The organism is Heyndrickxia coagulans DSM 1 = ATCC 7050 (genome assembly GCF_000290615.1).
Classification (GTDB): Bacteria; Bacillota; Bacilli; order Bacillales; family Bacillaceae_C; genus Weizmannia; species Weizmannia coagulans.
Window position 1 is genome coordinate 13,348 of sequence record NZ_ALAS01000253.1, and the last position, 17,841, is coordinate 31,188.

Genomic DNA, 17,841 nt, shown 5'->3' on the forward strand with positions numbered 1-17,841 from the left:
CAGAGGCCGTCTTTTTGCCAATGTTGATCACGAGACGGCCTCTGACTTTTCAAGTTCTGGTTGGTCATAAAACCAATATGCGGATACTGCTGCCTTCCTCCGCAAAATAATATTTGTTCAAAAGCCGTATGCTTAATAGGACACATAAGGTTTGAGGGTAACCTCCATTTTAATGCTCCTTTGTAAAATGAACTAAACATTGCTACTTTGTTGCCGGCTGCAAAAAATCATCATGCAAATGGATGAACTTGTCAATGTAAAAACTTCAGTTCATTTTATATTCTTTATTTAAATAGCGAGATGATTAGCTCTTTCCCAATGAAGATAGCAACTAGCCAAATTATAAGTGCAGACAATTTGTTCAACCGAATCATCCATTTACCGGTTGTGTCTACCCTACCTAACACGCTACCTGCTACAGCTAAACTAAAAAACCATATCCAGGACACACCTATACAGGCTATTGTAAAAACAAGTTTATCTAAACCAGTATAGCTTATTGAATTAGAACCGATCACCCCAATTGTGTCCAATATGGCATGAGGATTTAATAAGGAAACAGAAATTGCAAAAGTCATTTGTTTTTTTGCTGACATCTTACTTTCTACTTGTTCGTCCTTTGAAGGAGCAGATTTCCAAATCGACCATCCCATGTAAATTAAAAATAAAAACCCAATCCCATAAACAATGGTTTGAAGCCATGAAAATGATAAAACAATAACTGAAACACCTAGAATGGCCAAAGTAATTAAGATTGTGTCACAAACTGCTGCTGTGATTACTACTGGTAGAGCTTTTATAAGATTTGATTGCAAAGCACCTTGGTTAAAGACAAAAACATTTTGTGGACCTAAAGGTAAAATGAGACCAAAGGCTAAAACAAATCCATGTAAAAATGCTTCTAACATCTTCTCCCTCCTTTCAAAAAGAAAATTCAAAGGGTAACTCCTTATGATTGATTAACCTATGACTATTTTAGAGGAGAATCCCCCATATGTATCCATCCAAATTTGATGGATATTAAACCAACCAAATTTTATAATGAAAATATAAAATGGATGGGAGAAAAAGACATGCAACATTTAGAGTGGAAACCGAATAGGTCGTCTTCAGTCGCTTTATATAAGCAGATTGAAAAGTACATAAAAGATAAGATTATAAACGGAGAATGGACTGTCGGTACAAAAATACCTTCACAGAGGGTACTAGCCGAGACATTTGGGGTGAATCGTAGTACCGTCGTAACAGCATTGGATGAATTAACTGCCCTTGGTTTAATCGAAGGAAAAACCGGGGGTGGGACAAAAGTGATAAATAATACATGGAATCTGTTAGTATCCAACCATCCTCCCGACTGGAACTCGTATGTGAAGGCAGGGAGTTATCAACCCAATTTACCTGCAATTCAAGATATTAATGAAGCAGAATTCAGGCCAAATATCATTCGTTTAGGAACCGGAGAACTTTCACCGGAACTATTACCGTATAAAAAAATGCAAGATGTATTCCAGAGACTTCCTAATAGAATGGCCTCATTAGGATACGAAGAGCCAAAAGGCGACTTGTTTTTAAGACAGCAACTAACGGAACACTTAAAAAAGATAGGGATTAATGCCTCTCCCGCATCGATATTAATTGTCTCAGGAGCGCTTCAAGCATTACAACTGATTTCCATTGGTCTATTAAATAGGGGGTCAAATATTTTACTTGAAAAACCCTCTTACCTGTATTCTGTTCAAGTATTTCAATCTGCTGGTATGAGATTATATGGAGTGCCAATGGATGAGACTGGTCTTCAAACGTCATTAATCAAAAAGTATAAAAAACAATATAATGCTTCCTTGTTATACACGATCCCCTCCTTCCATAATCCAGCAGGGGTACTGTTGACGGAAGAAAAACGAAAGCAACTGATGGCGATATGTGAACAGGAGAGTCTTCCTATTATCGAGGATGATGTTTATCGTGATTTATGGATCGATTCTCCACCCCCAAATCCTTTAAAGAAAGAGGATAAGAATGGAATGGTTTTGTACCTAGGAAGTATGTCAAAAACAATAAGTCCAGGGTTAAGAATTGGGTGGATTGTGGGGCCGGAAGCTGTAATCGAACGACTTGCAGATATAAAAATGCAAACAGATTATGGTTCAAGTTCATTATCTCAATGGGCAGCTGCCGAATGGTTTTCTAGTGGCTTATATGATGAACATATGTGTTATATTAGGGAACAGTTAAAAATTCGTCGTAACGCAACGGTTCGGTCACTCGAGAAACACTTTACCGATATCGCTACGTGGAATTTTCCAAAGGGGGGATTCTATGTCTGGGTCCATCTCACTCCATCTTTATCGATTCGCGAACTTTTTGAAAAAGCATTAAAAGAAGGGATATTACTTAATCCGGGAAATCTGTATGATCGCGATGCAATACAGTACTTGCGAATTTCCTATGCTTATGCACCTTTATCCGACATTGAAGACGCCATTGCCCGACTAGCCATTATAGTCAAACAAATAGCAAAAGAAACAAAACAATAGTAAGAAAGACGGAAAGTTCTCGCTTTCACGAGCTGCCGATAGTGGTAACCGTTCCTTGTAACGGGCGACCAAACGTTTGAAGAACTGGGGCGTTTTCTCGTGCTTGGCATTTTTCTCGATTCTTTTATCGCCGCAAAAGCAAGCCGCGAATTTCGTTTTAGAATGCCGGACGCAAAGACAGGTATCCGCAGTTTCCTTGGCGGGATCTTTGATGGAATTCGGCGCCAGTGTCGCAGGTGGCTGTTCGATCGGCAACGGCCTCGTCAAAACGGAAATGATGACATGGCAGGGCTGGTTGGCACTGCTGTTTATGATATTTGGCGCATGGACGGCTTCCTATTTCATGTTTATCCGTCCGCAAATAAAGCGCCAAAAAACCGCGGTGAAAAGGCCGTCCCCATAGCGTAGGGAGGAATGCAAGATGGAAAAAGTATTGGGAGTCATGGGCCAACTTTGCCCGTTCCCGTTAATTGAAGCAAAGAAAGCCATTGAAGAAATGCAGTCGGGGGATGACCTTGTCAGCCACTTTGACTGCACGCAAGCAACGGTAAGCATCCCGCGAGCTGAAGCAGGCTAAACTGTCACAAACTTTGAACAACTTGATGAAGCAGCATAGCGATTACAGTCCGGAAAAATAAAATTTTTAAACAATTTATTGTAATTGCTTTCATCTCCATTCTTTATCTTTTATAATCATTAGTAGAGGAATTTTTGGGCTGCTCGGGAATATTGCTGTTTGAGCCTCTCAGGTTTATGGTTGGCTGATGACCATTGTAAAAACCACCAGACAAGGACTTTTAGAGCCAATATAAATAGAGGTTGATGAATAAGCGAGATTCTCAGAATTGGCAAGGATTCTTAAGATTTTGCAGAACTTTAACGCAAGAGTTTTAAAGAAAATACAGAAAAAAATGCGATTGAAAGCTATTTCGATGGTTAGAAGAGGACAGAATCCCCCCTTTTGCAAATATCTCTTCTATTGGTGGTAAACATTAAAACCGGCTTGCTGGGAGGATCGGATAAATTGCCAAAATCCGATTCGTTCAGGTTGCCCTAAATAGGGAATAAATAAAAAGTATAATAAACGATGAAACGGAGGTCTGTATTATGTATACAAACAAAATTATAAACGAAGAAATATTCAATTTTATTTCAAAAAAAGGGCGTTCCTGTTTCTATGAAAAAGGACAGATCATCAATATGGATACGGAAAAGCAATCTTTTATATATGCTCTGATAGATGGCTATATGTTTGTTAAACAGTTATCATGTCAGGGGAAGGAACTAATCATAAAAATCATGAACCCTGGCCATTTCTTTTTGCTAGATATATCCGACTATGAAAGTATCAATTACCAATACTTTGCATTAGCAAAAACAGATTGCCGTTTGGTAAAACTAGTTAAAGAAACTTTCAGTAAGGCGATAGGCGATAACAAGATGTTAAAAGAAAAATGGGAGGAATACATTTACAATCAGGTAAACAAAAAGAATCTTATAATAAGAGACTTTACTTTATTTGGGAAAAAGGGAACACTGTATTCAACATTAATTCGTTTAGTAAATACATGTAGTGTTCCAAAAGAACATGGATATAAAATTTTATTAAAACTTTCTCATGAAGAACTAAGCCAGATTTGTGGAACAACACGTGAATTTATTTCAAGAAATATGAACCAGTTAAAAAAAGACGGAATTATTTCATATGATAGTGTGGATCATTGTATTATCGTCAAAAATATAACCTTTTTAAGGAATTACATACACTGCGAATCTTGTCCTTTACATTATTGTGAACTTTCATAGAGAATGGTAAAATATTCACTTTTTCACTATTTAAATTGAGCAAACGGCATAGTATTGAATCCTTAACTCAAGCTATTTGCAATTACTTTTTTGACTTTTCGAGACACTAACTGTGATTGTTTTGCGAAAGTAGGATATTGCTTACGGACTCAATTTTTGAAGGTGCGTGGCTTCCGCTGCTTGCCTTCAAATGGCGTTGCTCCACAGCTCATGGATATATCCACGGTTTTCATTTCAACAAGTCAAGAACAGTAGGATAATGATTCTGACAGAGCTTTAACGAAATTTTAAAAGCAATGGTTTAAAACTCTGGACTCGGAAGCCATTTTAATGGAGGAAGAAGAGAAAATTAGCCTGTCCTTGCAAATATCTCTCCGATTGACAAATATTGAAGTAGAGCTTTCTGATTAAATTTTTATAAATGATTCTTTCAGGAAGCCCTACTTATATAAAAATAAGCGGACCTTTTCGGTACGCATCACAAATAGCCGCTTATCATGGATTTTTTTGCAAATCAACGGATATTTTCCACTGCCTGGATCGTTTTGACCAAGACAATATTGGTTTAAAATTTCCGGATTTCTATGAATTTCTAAATTCGGTAGTTCCGTTAGTAGTTTCACAAGGTACCAATAGAAACTATCCCATTTGTTTTCGCCGTTTCTGCGATACTTAAACAGATGACGTTTACTTTTGCACCGGCCTCGCATACGGATAACAGCCAATTTTTTCGGCCAATGACATTCGGACGGATGGCGTTTTCAGCTAGATTATTATCTATTTCAATTCGTCCATCATTCAAAAACGCTTTTAGTCCATTCACTCTATTGAGCATGTATTCTGCTGCCTTTGTAAGTGCGCTCTTTCGTTAAAATGACGATTTTTCCACCCGTCCAGAAACTTTTCGACAATTGGCCTCGAGTGGCGATTTTTTCTTCGTTTACTCGGAGGCAAATGCTTGAATTGCCTTTCGAGTTAGAATAAGTCATCCCAGTATTGAACTCTACCTCTTCACGTACGAGAGTGCTGCCGATTTCGAACATTTTTTCTGACAACGGTTACGAATCCTACTTTCCGGGTGAGAATGAATGACCTCTACTTCTATGTCATCACACAAGGATTCGTTTCTTTTTTTATTTTTTGCTTTCCGTACAACAGTTTAAAAAATCGTCTGTTGGCTTTGTCCTTCTGTATGCTCAGGATCATTAAAAGAAGGGCCATCCTCAAATAAGGAAGCTTGCCCATCGGGCACATTGTATTTTTATTTCTCTGTTTTAGATCCATATAAAAGTTTTGTTAATTGGCGAATTTGTTCGGTTAACGCTCCAATCTGTTTATTCGACTGATCAAGCTTTTTTGATAAATCTTTGTTTTGTTGATTTAAATAAGTCAGTTGTTCCTCGAGAAGTCAAATTATTTTCTCGTTATTGGGAGAGGCATTAACCATAAAAGTCACCAATTTTCGCATATAAGTTAACGTTAGTATACCATAGCGAATGACAAAGCGGGATAAAAATATGCAAATTTAGAATACACCTTTTGGTGTTGGTTAATTGAATCAGCGTTGCTATATAAAATGAATAAAATATCACGGCTCTGTTGCTTGCTGTACAAAGTAACCCTTATGCAAATGGCGCCCGGGCTTGATGTAAAAAACTTAAGTTCATTTTATATAGTCCATCAATACCTTTCCGCATATCTGTTTTCCAGAAGTTTATATGAATGTTTTTCATGCTTGTGTTGTCCTATCTCATAGATTTTTCAAATCCTTCATGACCGTTTGAATGGTGTGCTTATCTACGTCGTTGAAGATGGAAATCTCTGCGATTGCCGTTTTGATCGTGCAAGCAGGCTTCGAGGACAGCACGGGCGGGGTTATTCCAGGAGTATTTTCATTTTCAGTTTGTAATGTTACGGGGACAATGGTTAGTTTTTGTTTTGGCAAAGAAAAGCACCTCCTTTAATTGATACGTTCATAGTACCAGGAGGTGCAGCCTCAAATTAATTTAGACAATATCCCAATTTATTGTGGCTAATCTCCATCCTATTAGTTAAAAAGTAATTTTGCGTTGATGGTTGAACAATATATTAGCCGAGTTCCTATAGGTTATTAGATTCCTAATTTAATCCATCTTTTTTTAGAAAGACTTAGGATAATAATATTTATAATAACAATAGAGGCTAAATATATCACAATAGACCAGATATCCTTGGTATCAAGTGTCATACTATCCCTTTGAAGCACCTTATCTATTCGTGCGTACATCGTGTTACCTGCTTCAAAGGGAGCGATAAATCCAAAAATTTTCGTACTTATGGCTACTAAAATAACGGACGTTATCCAATAAACAATACTTATGCCAATACTAATCAATATATTTGGGCTTAATATACTAAACGTTCCAATAATGACGATATATTGAAAAACAACAGCTGAAAATAAAAATAGCAACAAAGTAAAATGTGAAAAGTTGTGATATATTATTGATATCAAAAATAAGCCGAGCAATATAAACACAAAACATTCTATGAACAAAACCGCCACTTTTTTATAAAAGAAGGTAAAAATATTTTCCCCTATTAACTTATAAAATAAAATATTTTTATTAGTATACTCCCTGTTGATAAAGAAAGCTATAACGAATGAAAACAACATAAAACCAAACTCTGTAGCAACTGTATAGGAGCTAAAGAAGAATATATGATATGTAACTTTGCTAACCCTGTCTATTCCAATCGGTAGAAAATACCCGAGTAAAAAAACAAACAGAAACATAGATCCCAGTATAATTAAAACCTTGTTATTAATACTTTTTTTAAACTCCAGTTTCATCGTTGCCCTCCCACAATATACTTACTCATTTATATATACTTCGATCAACTTATCTATAGAATCATATTTTTGAATTGATTGATTATTGAATAAGTAATAATCTCCTGTAATGGCTTTCAAATCTGATAAGTTATGTGTAATATTTATAATAATTTTTTCCGGATTTTCGTGAATGTATTCATTCAGAAAACGATGTATTTCCATTACTGTTTTTTTGTCTAAGGCATTTGTTATTTCATCTAAAACGATAATTTTTTTATCTTCTAACAAAAAGCTAAGTAATTTTAGTTTTTGCTTTTGACCATCGCTAAGATTTTTAATTAGAACTTTTCCGTCAATATTTTCAAGGTTCAGTAAGACAGCAATTTTACTTATCAGTTTGGAATCAAATTTATTATTTAAAAAGTTTATTAAAAAGTCCTTGGAAACATCATTAGGTATATTAGATGAACTGGATATTAGAGAAATGTTCTGACTAATATCTTTTCCAATCCGTCCACTATTGTTTAATAGAAAGTCCTTGGCAAGTTGAGATTTTCCAACTCCGTTTTTTCCTAAGATGTGACTGATTCTTCCATTTGAGAAATGTAGGTTCGTGTTCTTAAGTAACGTCTTACCTTTTACTCTTAAAGTGTAGTTTGAAATGTTCATACACGAGCTCCTTTTAAACAAATAACTTTTTAAACAAAATGGGATGATTATTTCTTCTTTTCATTATTAATGATTGCTTTTATAAACACAATAAATTTTTTTGTTTATCTCTTTATCACTAGTTTGCAAAATACAATATCCAATGTACAATGGTGTTTGCTGCAATGCATACCCCAATAATTTGAATAGTAAGTACAAGCCAATGGTTTTTTTTAATACTATTATATTCGTCTAAATCAAGAAAGGCTAGAACAATTTTGTAACCATCAGAATTCAATACGGGGACTAAATTCCACAATAAAGTGCTTGAGAAAAACATATATGCTTTTGTTAAAGGTTCAAAAGAAAAAGTAAGTTGATTCACGGTCTCAACAATATTAACAAAAAGATAATTGATAAACAAACCGCTTGCATGAACAATAATCTTTTCATTCCTAGAAAGCATGTAAGTCTCATTCATTTGAACATAAAATGCAGGGAAAACGTAAAAATTCAGTTTAAATCCAAATTTATCAAACTTTTTCCCAAAGAATTTCAAAGACAAGATATGTCCCAGTTCATGAAAAAATATATTTACTATGAAATAACCGCCTATAACTATCCACATTTTCCAACCATAAATTAGAGGGGATAATTCATGTTGCAATTTCATTAAATGAGTATAATTAAATACAAATAATATAGCTATAACGCATAAAAAGGCGTAAAATAATTTTGTTGGTACTTTTTCTTTATAAGTCTTCAAGCGTGTTAATTGCTTCTCAGTAAGAGAGTCTAGCCTGTTTTTATAATATTCCCCACTTTTTTTGTCTTTTATAAAAACATGTTTTTGCACGAAAATTTCATAGTCTTCATCTTCAAATTTTAGCGGTTTCATGATCTTTATTTCCATAGTTTGCGTAGTAGTAATCTTCCATAAAATTATGAAAATAATTTATTTTGTCTTCGGAATTAAATAATGAAACACACAAACTGCAAATAGAAGAAAACTCATAGGGAATACCAAATTCCTCTATTTTTTTATTCTCTTTTAAAATATTTAAAAACCATTTAAATCCTTCTTTTCTTATAATAAACAGGAGTAGGTTAGACTGCAATTTTTCTACAGTTCTTTCATAAGTTTGACTATATTCCTCTCTTAAAGTTATTTTTGTTTCGAAAATAGCAGGGGAACAGCATGGATATATCTCTCCATCATGGTGATAAACAATTTCGTAGCCAGGGCATTGCAGAGAATCTTCATCATCAAGATTATAAAATTTATGTATATTTTCCTGGCTAATTCTATTTTTAGCAGCACCAACCGGGATCAATGGAAATTTTGTAATCTTAATTCCTAAGATTGAGTCACCCAATTCCTCCAAAATACGATTTGACATCTTATCTTTGGTGACTGCCATATTTAGAGAAACGTCAATATCTGGATATTTCCTACTGTGTTCAAATATTCTCTTGACACTGGATAATTTTACAAAAGGAGCATGGTACTCATCATAACTTATAGTTAATGCTACCACATTTAAAGAGTTCATGTCTTTAAAATATTCCTCAACTTTATTTTGGCTACCTCCCCAAAACCCGTTAGAAATCAATGTTATTTGTTTTTTGTAAGGCTTTATTATTTCCATTAATTCTTTTAAAAATTTATAATCTAAAAAGATTTCCCCGCCTGTGAATGAAATTACCTCTATTGTTTTGCTTCTTGCAAATTCATTTACTAAATTCCTTATATAGTCTTTTTCCATTTTTACTTCAGAAGTTGGTGAGCTAGAAAAGCAGCAATGATCACAAGATGCATTACATTTTGAATCTAAATTAATTGCTACTGTCTTATTATACATTAAATATTCATCCCCTTTAATAGTCAAAAATTACTGACCATGTTAAGCTTAGAAAAACTAATCATTGTTTTCCTAAATTAGTCTTTGCACGAACAAAAAACAGCCGTTGTAAAAATATCAAATTTGTTGATAAGCCCCCGTGCCATAGACTCCAAATATCGTAAAAAAGCCTCATTCCTATTTAGAAGGAAACAGCTGCATAAAAATATGATTATACAGAATTGTTTTTTAGCTTTATGACGAATCCCATCAATTGAGTTTAATCGTTCTTCAATATGGATTGTTACAAGTGTGTATACTTTTAGTATCGAAAATATAAATAACTGTCTTTGCTTTAACAAAACAAAGATAGTCGGTATATAAAATTCCCGCTATATAATTTGAACTAAACATTACTACTCATGATGTGTAGCCAGAAGCAATGTCATCTGTCCTGACTATAACTGATTTTGACGCGAATAACTTAAGTTCGCTTTATATAGCAGAGTAAAGCTTCAAAATAAGATACTATTCGTCTTACTATGTTACTAGTGCTTTCATGTTTTGAGAATGACTTTTTTGTTATATAATTTGAACTAAATTTTGCCATTGCCTATGTATTGCCAGAAGTCAATATCTATCCGGGTCATGATTAATTTTGGCGCGAAAAACTTATCTAAATTTTATATTGTCATCTCTTCTTTTTGTGACAAAGATTCATAAGATACACTGGAGAATTTAGCTTAAAGCGATCTCGGATCCAATCGGACGATTTCCTCCTTATTCTTTGATTTAGACAGTGAAGTGTAGGAATCAAAATTAAAAACAAGTATGGCTCAGGGCTTTGATTTCTGCAAAGCCCTGGCCCTTTCTAAACTCATGATTTAAGAAAGAAATTTTTTGCTAGTTAAGTATAAGAGACAAAGTCTACTATATGTGACTTTTATCAATGTCCACTTCCAACTATCCAACGGTTCCCCTTTGATTTCACAAAGTACCAAAGATCGTTAACTTTGGCCAACTTTTGAGATTCTTCTACCAAGCTCTTAAATTCCAAATTTTTCACATTACTATTTTGTGTATTTTCCTTACTCATTATCTATCACCTCCTTCTCTTATACTATAAATATTATCTCATTATATTCATTATTTCTGTGACTATAGTCACAGAAATAATATATTTTTCTAAACCTTATACTAAAGCAAAAATTTTCACAGAGAACTTTTTTCTCCAATAGAGAAATAGCTGCTTAATTGTTTGGACTTTAACAGATGGTGTTTTCTTTTTTAGCAATGTCTTTTACCACGTCTTCCAATGTCACTTGCTCCAAAACTTTCTCCATTGCAATCTGGGATGCTTCAAATATCGGTTCAATGGTGTTCTGAATATTTCTTCCCACAGGGCATTTCGGGTTCGAGTTACGGTGAATGCTGAATAACGCTTTATCCTGGACGACATTCACGGCCTTATAAACATCAAGGAGTGTAATATCGGACAGCGCTTTTGCCAGCTTTGCCCCTGCTTTTCCCGGATGGACTTCTATTAAGCCGGATTTTTTCAACATCCCCATGATTTTCCGGATGACAACAGGATTTGTATTCACACTCTCCGCTAAAAACTCGGAAGAACTCACGCCATCTTTATTCATTTCAATCAATGCCAATATATGGATTCCAACAGCAAAACGACTGCTGATCGACATTTCCAGTCACCATCCTCATGTAATTCATATAATTACAAGTATAGTATAACTCCTAAAGGAAATAAATATCATTGACATGCCTGCCATCTTGTAATTATAATAATTACATGTAATAAAGTTGATTACATATCACAGGAGGAATGCCATATGAAAATTGGAATTATTGGCGCTAGCGGGGAAGCCGGCAGCCTTATTCTCAAAGAAGCGGTTGACAGGGGCCACGAAGTGACGGCAATTGTACGGAATGCAGCGAAAATTCAAGACAAACGGGTTGATGTGGTGGAAAAAAATATTTTCGATATCAAATCCGGAGATCTTCAAAAATATGATGTGGTCGTCAATGCATTTGGTGCTGCTCCAGGAAAGGAACACCAGCATGTGGAAGCCGGCCGGGTTTTAATTGAAGCTTTAAAAGGGGCGCCCGGCACACGCCTCGTCGTTGTGGGAGGCGCCGGCAGCCTGTTTGCGGATGAATCAGAAACCGTTCGGGTCATGGACACACCCGATTTTCCCGCTGCATTCCTGCCAACTGCGAAAAGCCAGGCACAAAATTTAGAAGACCTGCAGCATTCCACCGGTATCCAATGGACTTTTGTAAGCCCGGCCGCGTTCTTTGATCCGGCAGGCAAACGAACCGGATCCTACAAAAAAGGCGGGGATGTGCTGACGTTAAACTCAAAAGGGGAAAGCTACATCAGCTATGCAGATTTTGCGGTTGCAATCCTGGATGAAATTGAAAATCCGCACCATAAAAATGAACGATTTTCTGTTGTCGGCGAAGCAGAATAACAACTTGTTGTATAAAGAGGCTATCACATTTGCGTGATTCTGACCTTCTACAGCCAATATGTTAGAAGAAAATCAAGTGAAGGCACTGAAAAAGTGATCGTTTATTTTTATTTGCAAAAAAACGGTGAGACACGATGTCTCGCCGTTTTTTTGTTTTTGTGGGCTTTTCGCTTATGAAAATTTTAGTTTTCCTGAGCGGATGTCATCGGCCATCGTTGCATAAGGCGCTTCTGAAATCACTTTTTCGTTGTTGATGCCTTCATTCTTAATATAGGTGATATCCGCAAATTCCGGAACAACATATTTCGGGTAAGTTTCGTATTTTTCGCGTGATTCTTCCATTAAATCAATATGGTCATTTTGATAGCAGACCGTGATTTCCGGGTGTTCATGTACCCATTTCGGGAAAAAGATCACTCCGTGCATCCGTTTGTCATCCGGCATGAAGTTCAGGGAAACGTCTGTGCCTGTCGGTTCTGTCCAGGAAACTTTAAAAACGCCATCCGTGATCTTCACGATATCTGCTTTTTGGCCGCGGACCCAGCGGCCGCCAACCATTCCGCTGTGGATGCGATAATCAACGGTATTTTGATTTTTTACATAAAATTCATATTCCCAGCCATTTTCATACGTATAGATCATATGGGTGCCTAAAAATTCTTCTAATGTTTTCATTATAAACCTTCTGTATTTAATAAATCATTCAATATTAAACATGTCAATATTTACATGTTTTATTTTATACCTATGCTATAATAATGTCAATAAATCGTGACGGAGGTTAGCCGATGGCAAAAAGAGTCCTTAAACACGCGATTCTGGGATTGTTGAGAAAACAAGATATGAGCGGTTATGATATTACGGCCGAGTTTACAAAGGAAATTTCCCAATTTTGGAGTGCCAAACACAGCCAGATTTATACCGAATTAAAAAAACTGCTGGATGAAAAACTGATCGAACAATATATTGAAATATCGGGCGTCAAACTGGAAAGAAAGATGTACAAGCTGACAGAAGAAGGAAAAAAGGAACTGGCACAGTGGCTGATGCACCCGGAACAAATTCCCGAGACGGAGAAAGATACATTTGCTTTAAAAGTTTATTTTATCCAATACATTCCCGAAGAAAAAATTCTTCCGCTTTTCCAGGACCAATTGGATCAGCGGGAGCAAAAATTATCGGAGCTGAAATCCCGTTACCAGCTTATTTTTGCGCAAAGAGAAGAGAAAATGGGACTTGCAGCAGATGAGTTAGGGCATTATCTTGTCCTGACAAAAGCGATCTCCCGGGAAGAAAGCTATGTAGACTGGCTGAAAAAAAGCATCCGGTTTATCAGGCAAAAAAGGTGAACGTTCCTTAGCCATAAGACAAACCGCAGTGAAGGCGGTATCCAAATTCAGCTGGCTATATTTTCAGGATAGGATCATTGAATCGTTGCCCCGGCTTGCGTAAAAAGGCATTTTGGTTTTCAAATAATGCCCTGATTTCGTGAAAAATCTTTTCCGATTTCAGGGTCTTTTCGTTTGGGCTTGCCGGGTCAGCTCCGGAAAGAGAATATGCCGTTGACAGTACTGGAGGTGAAAAGGTGGAATTTAGCAGTTCTTTGCCCATTTATATACAGATCATGAATTTAATTAAGACAAAGGTGGTTTCCGGTGAAATCGATAGAGGGGAAAAACTGCCATCGGTCAGGGAATTATCAAAGGAATTGAGGGTCAATCCGAATACGATCCAAAGAGTTTATCAGGAACTGGAGCGGGAAGAGCTGGTGAAAACGCAAAGAGGAATGGGAACTTTTGTAACAGAGGACAGCCTTATCATCAGCCAGTTAAAACAAAGCATGGCTGCCGCGGTCATAGATCGTTTTTTCAGAGAAATGGAAAATTTGGGTTTCCAGCCCGATGAAATCAAAAAAATGATATCGGAAAGGTTTATGGAAGGGAATGAATAAAATGAAGAATATTGTAGAAATGAACGGGCTGACAAAGCATTATTTTCGTAAAAAAGCCCTCGATCAGTTGAATTTAACGATAGAGGAAGGAAAAGTCGTTGGAATATTAGGCCCGAATGGGAGCGGAAAAACAACGCTGATTAAAATTTTAACCGGCCTTTTACGGCAAACAGGCGGAGAAGTACGGATTGACGGACACAAAGTGGGCGTGGCAACAAAATCCATTGTTTCTTATTTGCCTGACCGTAATTTTCTGTATAAATGGATGCGGATCAAGGATGCTTTAAAATTATATCAGGATTTTTATGAGGATTTCGATGAAAAGAAGTTCGAAGCATTACTTGATTTTATGAAATTGGAAAAAGACATGAAAATTGATACGTTGTCAAAAGGCATGCATGAAAAACTGAACCTCTCGCTTGTCCTGGCAAGAAATGCAAAATTATATATTCTAGATGAGCCAATCGCCGGCGTCGACCCGGTTGCAAGAGACCAAATATTGGATGCGATTATCGGCAACTTTCGCGAAAACAGTTCGATGATCATTACGACGCATTTAGTCAGGGATATGGAAAGCATGCTGGATGAAGTGGTCTTTTTAAAAAATGGCCGAATTGTTTTGACGGGAAATGCAGAGCAATTACGGGAAGAAAAGGGCAAGCAAATCGACGGAATCTATAAAGAAGTATTCGGGGCATAGGAGGGAAACCGGATGTTGAAATATGTAAAGTATGAAATAAGAGGAACGTACAAGTTTATTTTGGGCATATTGGCTTTGGTGTTCATTCTTTTAACCAGCATGTATGCCTATTCTAATAAGGAAGGCTCGCTGTTTCATTCAGCGCAAATCTTTATGTCAATTGGTGTCATGCTATTATTTGGTGCGGCTCTCATTGCATTCCTCTACATCGTCGGCTCGTTTCGAAAAGAATTGTATGAAGACAGTGGCTACCTTACCTTTACATTGCCGTTGACAGGAAATCAAATTCTTGGATCTAAACTTATTGCTGCTTTAATCTGGTTTATAGGACTAGGTATCGCTGTTGCGCTAATCAATTTCTTGTTGATGATGATTTTCAGCCCATTTCATATCTATCATTTATCACAACTTTTTTTGGTCAAGTCTTTTTTTGTGTGTAAATTCCTCTCAGTCGGGATAGAGTAATTAACCCGAATAAATGTCTGTCGCTTTGTTGGATTGGTCAGACGATTTCGGTTGTTTGGCTTTCCATTCAAAATAGTCTTCCATCTTCAAATAGCGGCGTCCTTCTGCCCATTTTTCATCCTTTTCCATGAGAACAGAACCCATTAGCCGGATTACGGAATCCCGGTTAGGAAAAATACGGATAACCTGTTCCCGACGGCGAAATTCTTCATTGAGTCGTTCCATGCCGTTTGTCGTTCTCAGGCGACGACGATACGGCTCCGGAAGTGAGAGTGCTGCAGTGACATCGTCAAAGGCTTCCTCTACCATTTCAGTCACTTTAGGCGCTTTATCCTGATAAGTATTCAGAAAGGACTGAAGTAGTGTGTGTGCTGTTTCAATGTCTGGAGCGTGGAGAATGGCTTTCACTTGTTCAGTTCCTTCGCTCTCTAAATGTTTTGGAAGCCGATCGTGTACGTTACGCAGAAAATGAGCTTGACATCTTTGCCACGTTGCTCCCTGAAACGCTTTTTGAACAGCGCTGACTAAACCGCCATGATCATCGCTAACGATTACATCTACGCCCTTTAGTCCACGAGATTTTATCCAATCAAAATAATTCTTCCAAGCCTCTGTGCTTTCACTGTCATCGACTTTTAGGCCAAGAATCGATCGATAGCCTTTCTCGTTGACACCATAGCTAATCAATACACCCCGGGAACGGACACGGCCATTTTCACGCACCTTTGTATAAATTGCATCCACAAACAGAAACGGATAGCTGCCCTCTAGGGGACGGTTATTCCAGCCCGTAACCACGGGATCCAGCTGCCCACAAAGATTCGACACGGTCGACTTCGAGAAGTCTGAACCACAGAGCTCTTCGGTGATTTGACTGACACGGCGCGTAGAAACACCATTAATCACCATTTCCATCAAAGACAGGACCAGTGCTTGTTCACTACGCTGATAACGCTGAAAGAGATCAGTTGAAAAATGACCGTTGCGCAGCCTGGGAACGTACAAAGAGAGCTTTCCCACGCGGGTTTTTAGTTGGCGGGGGTAGGAGCCGTTTCGGTAATCAATTCTAGCTTCATTACGTTCATATTTTTCGGCTTTCAGCTGTTCGCTGGCCTGTGCCTCCAGAACTTGATTCAAAATCGCCTCCAAAAGGGCATTTATACCCGATTCTTTTGAATCGCCAAGAAATAATTGATGCAAAAGTTGTTCATCTAGAGTAATCTGTAATTGAGCCATCCCTGAATCTCTCCTTTAGAAATTTAGTTTTTTGGTTAACTCTATTCTAACTGAGATGATGGGCTCTGGCTCATTTTCTATAAAAAAATGATAGAGACGGCAAGAGAAATGAAATCCCGCTGTTTTTCTGGAGGGGGCTGGCCAGCCCCCTCCAGAAAAACAGCCCCTATACTCCATATTCCCTCATATTCAGATAACCCTTTTTACACAATTATACGGACTTAACTACTTTTTTTCATGATCTCAAAAGTTCTATCTATAAAAGCCTGTATTTACATGATATTCTCTATGGCTTGTAGTGTTGTCAGTGTGCTATTGCTTATCTATTTTTCAATGGCACTTGGCAAAGTGACGTTCCGACATAAAAAGATTGGTGGTTTGTGGTTCGTCCTGTTTATCATTTTAAGCAGCATATTCGGCTATATTGACACTGAAATCAGCCAGTGGATACCGTATTATTTAGATCTGAGCACCTTTCATGTGGTAACACCCGCTTCCTACGATGATCTTCTTCAGATGCATTATCATATCGGCGGGTTGTACTTGAATGCAGTTTCAAAGTATGTCGCCACAAATATCGCATCCTCTGTTTATCACTTGGCGTTAATGATCGCTTTATTTTTAGGAACGGGGTATTTGATTGAGAAGAAAATAGACTTGTAATCGCGCAGTAAAAAGGGATGAGAAAGCCGTGTTTAGCGGGAGTTGATCAATTACTGCTGCTAACATGTCAGGCTTCCATTAAAAAATCCGATTTGAAGGAGGGGCGGTGCCGCGAGCAGGCATCACCCTCCTTTTTGACTTTGATGAAAAATCAACGCCTGCTTTATAAATAGGGCTTGCTGAACGAATCCGATTCTGCTCTATGGTAAGGAAATGCGAAAAATGAGCGACTTCCTTTACATAGGGCGCGTCTACGTTAGGGAAGCGTGGAAAAACGAAGGCCTTCCTTCACCTAGAGCGCGTCTATGTTAAGGAAGCTTGGAAAAACGAAGGCCTTTCTTAACATAGAGCCCGTCTACGTCAAGGAAGCTTGGAAAAACGAAGGCCTTCCTTCACCTAGAGTGCGTCTATGTTAAGGAAGCGCGGAAAAATGACGGTCTTTCTTCACCTAGAGGCCGTCTATGTTAAGGAAGCAAGCAAAAACAAAGGTCTTCCTTCATATAGAGGGCGTCTACGAGTCAAGTCCAGGTTATTGTGTAAATTTATGGGCAAATGTTTTCAACCACCCCCTCATTTTTTCGGCTTAACTTCCATGGATTTTTTTCTTCATCTCCGGGAAGGGATGTCAAATGCCTTTCAATTTGACATCCCTTCCCGGAGATGAAATCATCCATGATGGAAGTTAAG

General features: G+C 37.3%; 19 protein-coding genes and 2 pseudogenes. 10 read left to right on the forward strand and 11 right to left on the reverse strand.

What is annotated here, in order from left to right:
- Nucleotides 1–284: 284 nt before the first annotated feature.
- Nucleotides 285–908: a LysE/ArgO family amino acid transporter gene (locus tag IC21_RS13660; protein ID WP_026684643.1), complete on the reverse strand. Its 624-nt coding sequence runs from the start codon at nucleotides 906–908 to the stop codon at nucleotides 285–287.
- Nucleotides 909–1,073: 165 nt separating this feature from the next.
- Between IC21_RS13660 and IC21_RS13665 the strand changes: the two genes are divergently transcribed.
- From IC21_RS13665 to IC21_RS15875, 4 genes and pseudogenes are all read left to right on the forward strand, one after another.
- Nucleotides 1,074–2,537, forward strand: a complete 1,464-nt coding sequence (locus tag IC21_RS13665; RefSeq protein WP_029142985.1) for an aminotransferase-like domain-containing protein — start codon at nucleotides 1,074–1,076, stop codon at nucleotides 2,535–2,537.
- 51 nt (nucleotides 2,538–2,588) lie between these two features.
- Nucleotides 2,589–2,940: pseudogene (locus IC21_RS13670) on the forward strand (YeeE/YedE thiosulfate transporter family protein); the annotation flags it as partial.
- Nucleotides 2,941–2,958: 18 nt separating this feature from the next.
- Nucleotides 2,959–3,173, forward strand: a pseudogene (locus IC21_RS13675) (sulfurtransferase TusA family protein); the annotation flags it as partial.
- Nucleotides 3,174–3,644: 471 nt separating this feature from the next.
- On the forward strand, nucleotides 3,645–4,343 hold the full coding sequence (locus IC21_RS15875) for a Crp/Fnr family transcriptional regulator (RefSeq protein ID WP_029142983.1): 699 nt from the start codon (nucleotides 3,645–3,647) through the stop codon (nucleotides 4,341–4,343).
- Between the two features lie 619 nt (nucleotides 4,344–4,962).
- Here the strand turns inward: IC21_RS15875 and IC21_RS17430 are convergent.
- The 8 genes from IC21_RS17430 to IC21_RS13720 form a co-directional block, all read right to left on the reverse strand.
- A complete protein-coding gene (locus IC21_RS17430) occupies nucleotides 4,963–5,178 on the reverse strand; it encodes an IS66 family transposase (RefSeq protein WP_029142982.1) in 216 nt (71 codons plus the stop codon).
- 915 nt (nucleotides 5,179–6,093) lie between these two features.
- The gene (locus tag IC21_RS13690; protein WP_029142980.1) at nucleotides 6,094–6,288 is read right to left on the reverse strand and encodes a hypothetical protein; all 195 of its coding nucleotides are present in this window, start codon (nucleotides 6,286–6,288) and stop codon (nucleotides 6,094–6,096) included.
- Between the two features lie 165 nt (nucleotides 6,289–6,453).
- Nucleotides 6,454–7,176, reverse strand: a complete 723-nt coding sequence (yydJ, locus tag IC21_RS13695) for a YydJ family epipeptide exporter permease subunit (protein ID WP_029142979.1) — start codon at nucleotides 7,174–7,176, stop codon at nucleotides 6,454–6,456.
- A 21-nt stretch (nucleotides 7,177–7,197) separates the two neighbouring features.
- Nucleotides 7,198–7,827 (reverse strand): YydI family epipeptide exporter ATP-binding subunit, encoded by a 630-nt coding sequence (gene yydI / locus IC21_RS13700; RefSeq protein ID WP_029142978.1) that lies wholly within the window; start codon nucleotides 7,825–7,827, stop codon nucleotides 7,198–7,200.
- A gap of 118 nt (nucleotides 7,828–7,945) precedes the next feature.
- Complete coding sequence (gene liaK, locus IC21_RS13705) at nucleotides 7,946–8,704, reverse strand: zinc metalloprotease LiaK (RefSeq protein WP_035181029.1); 759 nt, start codon at nucleotides 8,702–8,704, stop codon at nucleotides 7,946–7,948.
- Nucleotides 8,685–9,668 (reverse strand): YydG family radical SAM peptide epimerase, encoded by a 984-nt coding sequence (locus tag IC21_RS13710; protein ID WP_029142966.1) that lies wholly within the window; start codon nucleotides 9,666–9,668, stop codon nucleotides 8,685–8,687. Before IC21_RS13710 ends, liaK begins: the two co-directional genes overlap by 20 nt.
- A 925-nt stretch (nucleotides 9,669–10,593) precedes the next feature.
- Nucleotides 10,594–10,743, reverse strand: a complete 150-nt coding sequence (locus IC21_RS13715; RefSeq protein ID WP_029142965.1) for an epipeptide YydF family RiPP — start codon at nucleotides 10,741–10,743, stop codon at nucleotides 10,594–10,596.
- Between the two features lie 169 nt (nucleotides 10,744–10,912).
- Entirely contained in the window at nucleotides 10,913–11,350 is a 438-nt protein-coding gene (locus IC21_RS13720; protein ID WP_029142964.1) for an Rrf2 family transcriptional regulator, read from the reverse strand.
- A gap of 147 nt (nucleotides 11,351–11,497) precedes the next feature.
- On the opposite strand from IC21_RS13720, the gene IC21_RS13725 reads away from it, so the two are divergent.
- Complete coding sequence (locus tag IC21_RS13725; protein ID WP_029142963.1) at nucleotides 11,498–12,139, forward strand: NAD(P)-dependent oxidoreductase; 642 nt, start codon at nucleotides 11,498–11,500, stop codon at nucleotides 12,137–12,139.
- A gap of 171 nt (nucleotides 12,140–12,310) precedes the next feature.
- Here IC21_RS13725 and padC read toward each other — a convergent pair whose 3' ends face one another.
- Nucleotides 12,311–12,814: a phenolic acid decarboxylase gene (padC, locus tag IC21_RS13730; protein ID WP_017550974.1), complete on the reverse strand. Its 504-nt coding sequence runs from the start codon at nucleotides 12,812–12,814 to the stop codon at nucleotides 12,311–12,313.
- A 113-nt stretch (nucleotides 12,815–12,927) separates the two neighbouring features.
- Between padC and IC21_RS13735 the strand changes: the two genes are divergently transcribed.
- From IC21_RS13735 to IC21_RS13750, 4 genes are all read left to right on the forward strand, one after another.
- Nucleotides 12,928–13,488, forward strand: a complete 561-nt coding sequence (locus IC21_RS13735) for a PadR family transcriptional regulator (protein ID WP_014096860.1) — start codon at nucleotides 12,928–12,930, stop codon at nucleotides 13,486–13,488.
- Nucleotides 13,489–13,724: 236 nt separating this feature from the next.
- Nucleotides 13,725–14,090: a GntR family transcriptional regulator gene (locus IC21_RS13740; protein WP_029142962.1), complete on the forward strand. Its 366-nt coding sequence runs from the start codon at nucleotides 13,725–13,727 to the stop codon at nucleotides 14,088–14,090.
- 1 nt (nucleotide 14,091) lies between these two features.
- Complete coding sequence (locus IC21_RS13745; RefSeq protein ID WP_026684635.1) at nucleotides 14,092–14,790, forward strand: ABC transporter ATP-binding protein; 699 nt, start codon at nucleotides 14,092–14,094, stop codon at nucleotides 14,788–14,790.
- A 12-nt stretch (nucleotides 14,791–14,802) separates the two neighbouring features.
- Nucleotides 14,803–15,255 carry an ABC-2 transporter permease gene (locus IC21_RS13750; RefSeq protein ID WP_029142961.1) on the forward strand — a complete coding sequence of 151 codons (453 nt, stop codon included), beginning with the start codon at nucleotides 14,803–14,805 and terminating at the stop codon, nucleotides 15,253–15,255.
- Here the strand turns inward: IC21_RS13750 and IC21_RS13755 are convergent, their stop codons facing one another.
- Nucleotides 15,256–16,491 (reverse strand): IS256 family transposase, encoded by a 1,236-nt coding sequence (locus IC21_RS13755; protein ID WP_029142960.1) that lies wholly within the window; start codon nucleotides 16,489–16,491, stop codon nucleotides 15,256–15,258.
- A 309-nt stretch (nucleotides 16,492–16,800) separates the two neighbouring features.
- On the opposite strand from IC21_RS13755, the gene IC21_RS13760 reads away from it, so the two are divergent.
- Nucleotides 16,801–17,154 carry a hypothetical protein gene (locus IC21_RS13760; protein ID WP_174760500.1) on the forward strand — a complete coding sequence of 118 codons (354 nt, stop codon included), beginning with the start codon at nucleotides 16,801–16,803 and terminating at the stop codon, nucleotides 17,152–17,154.
- Nucleotides 17,155–17,841 lie beyond the last annotated feature (687 nt).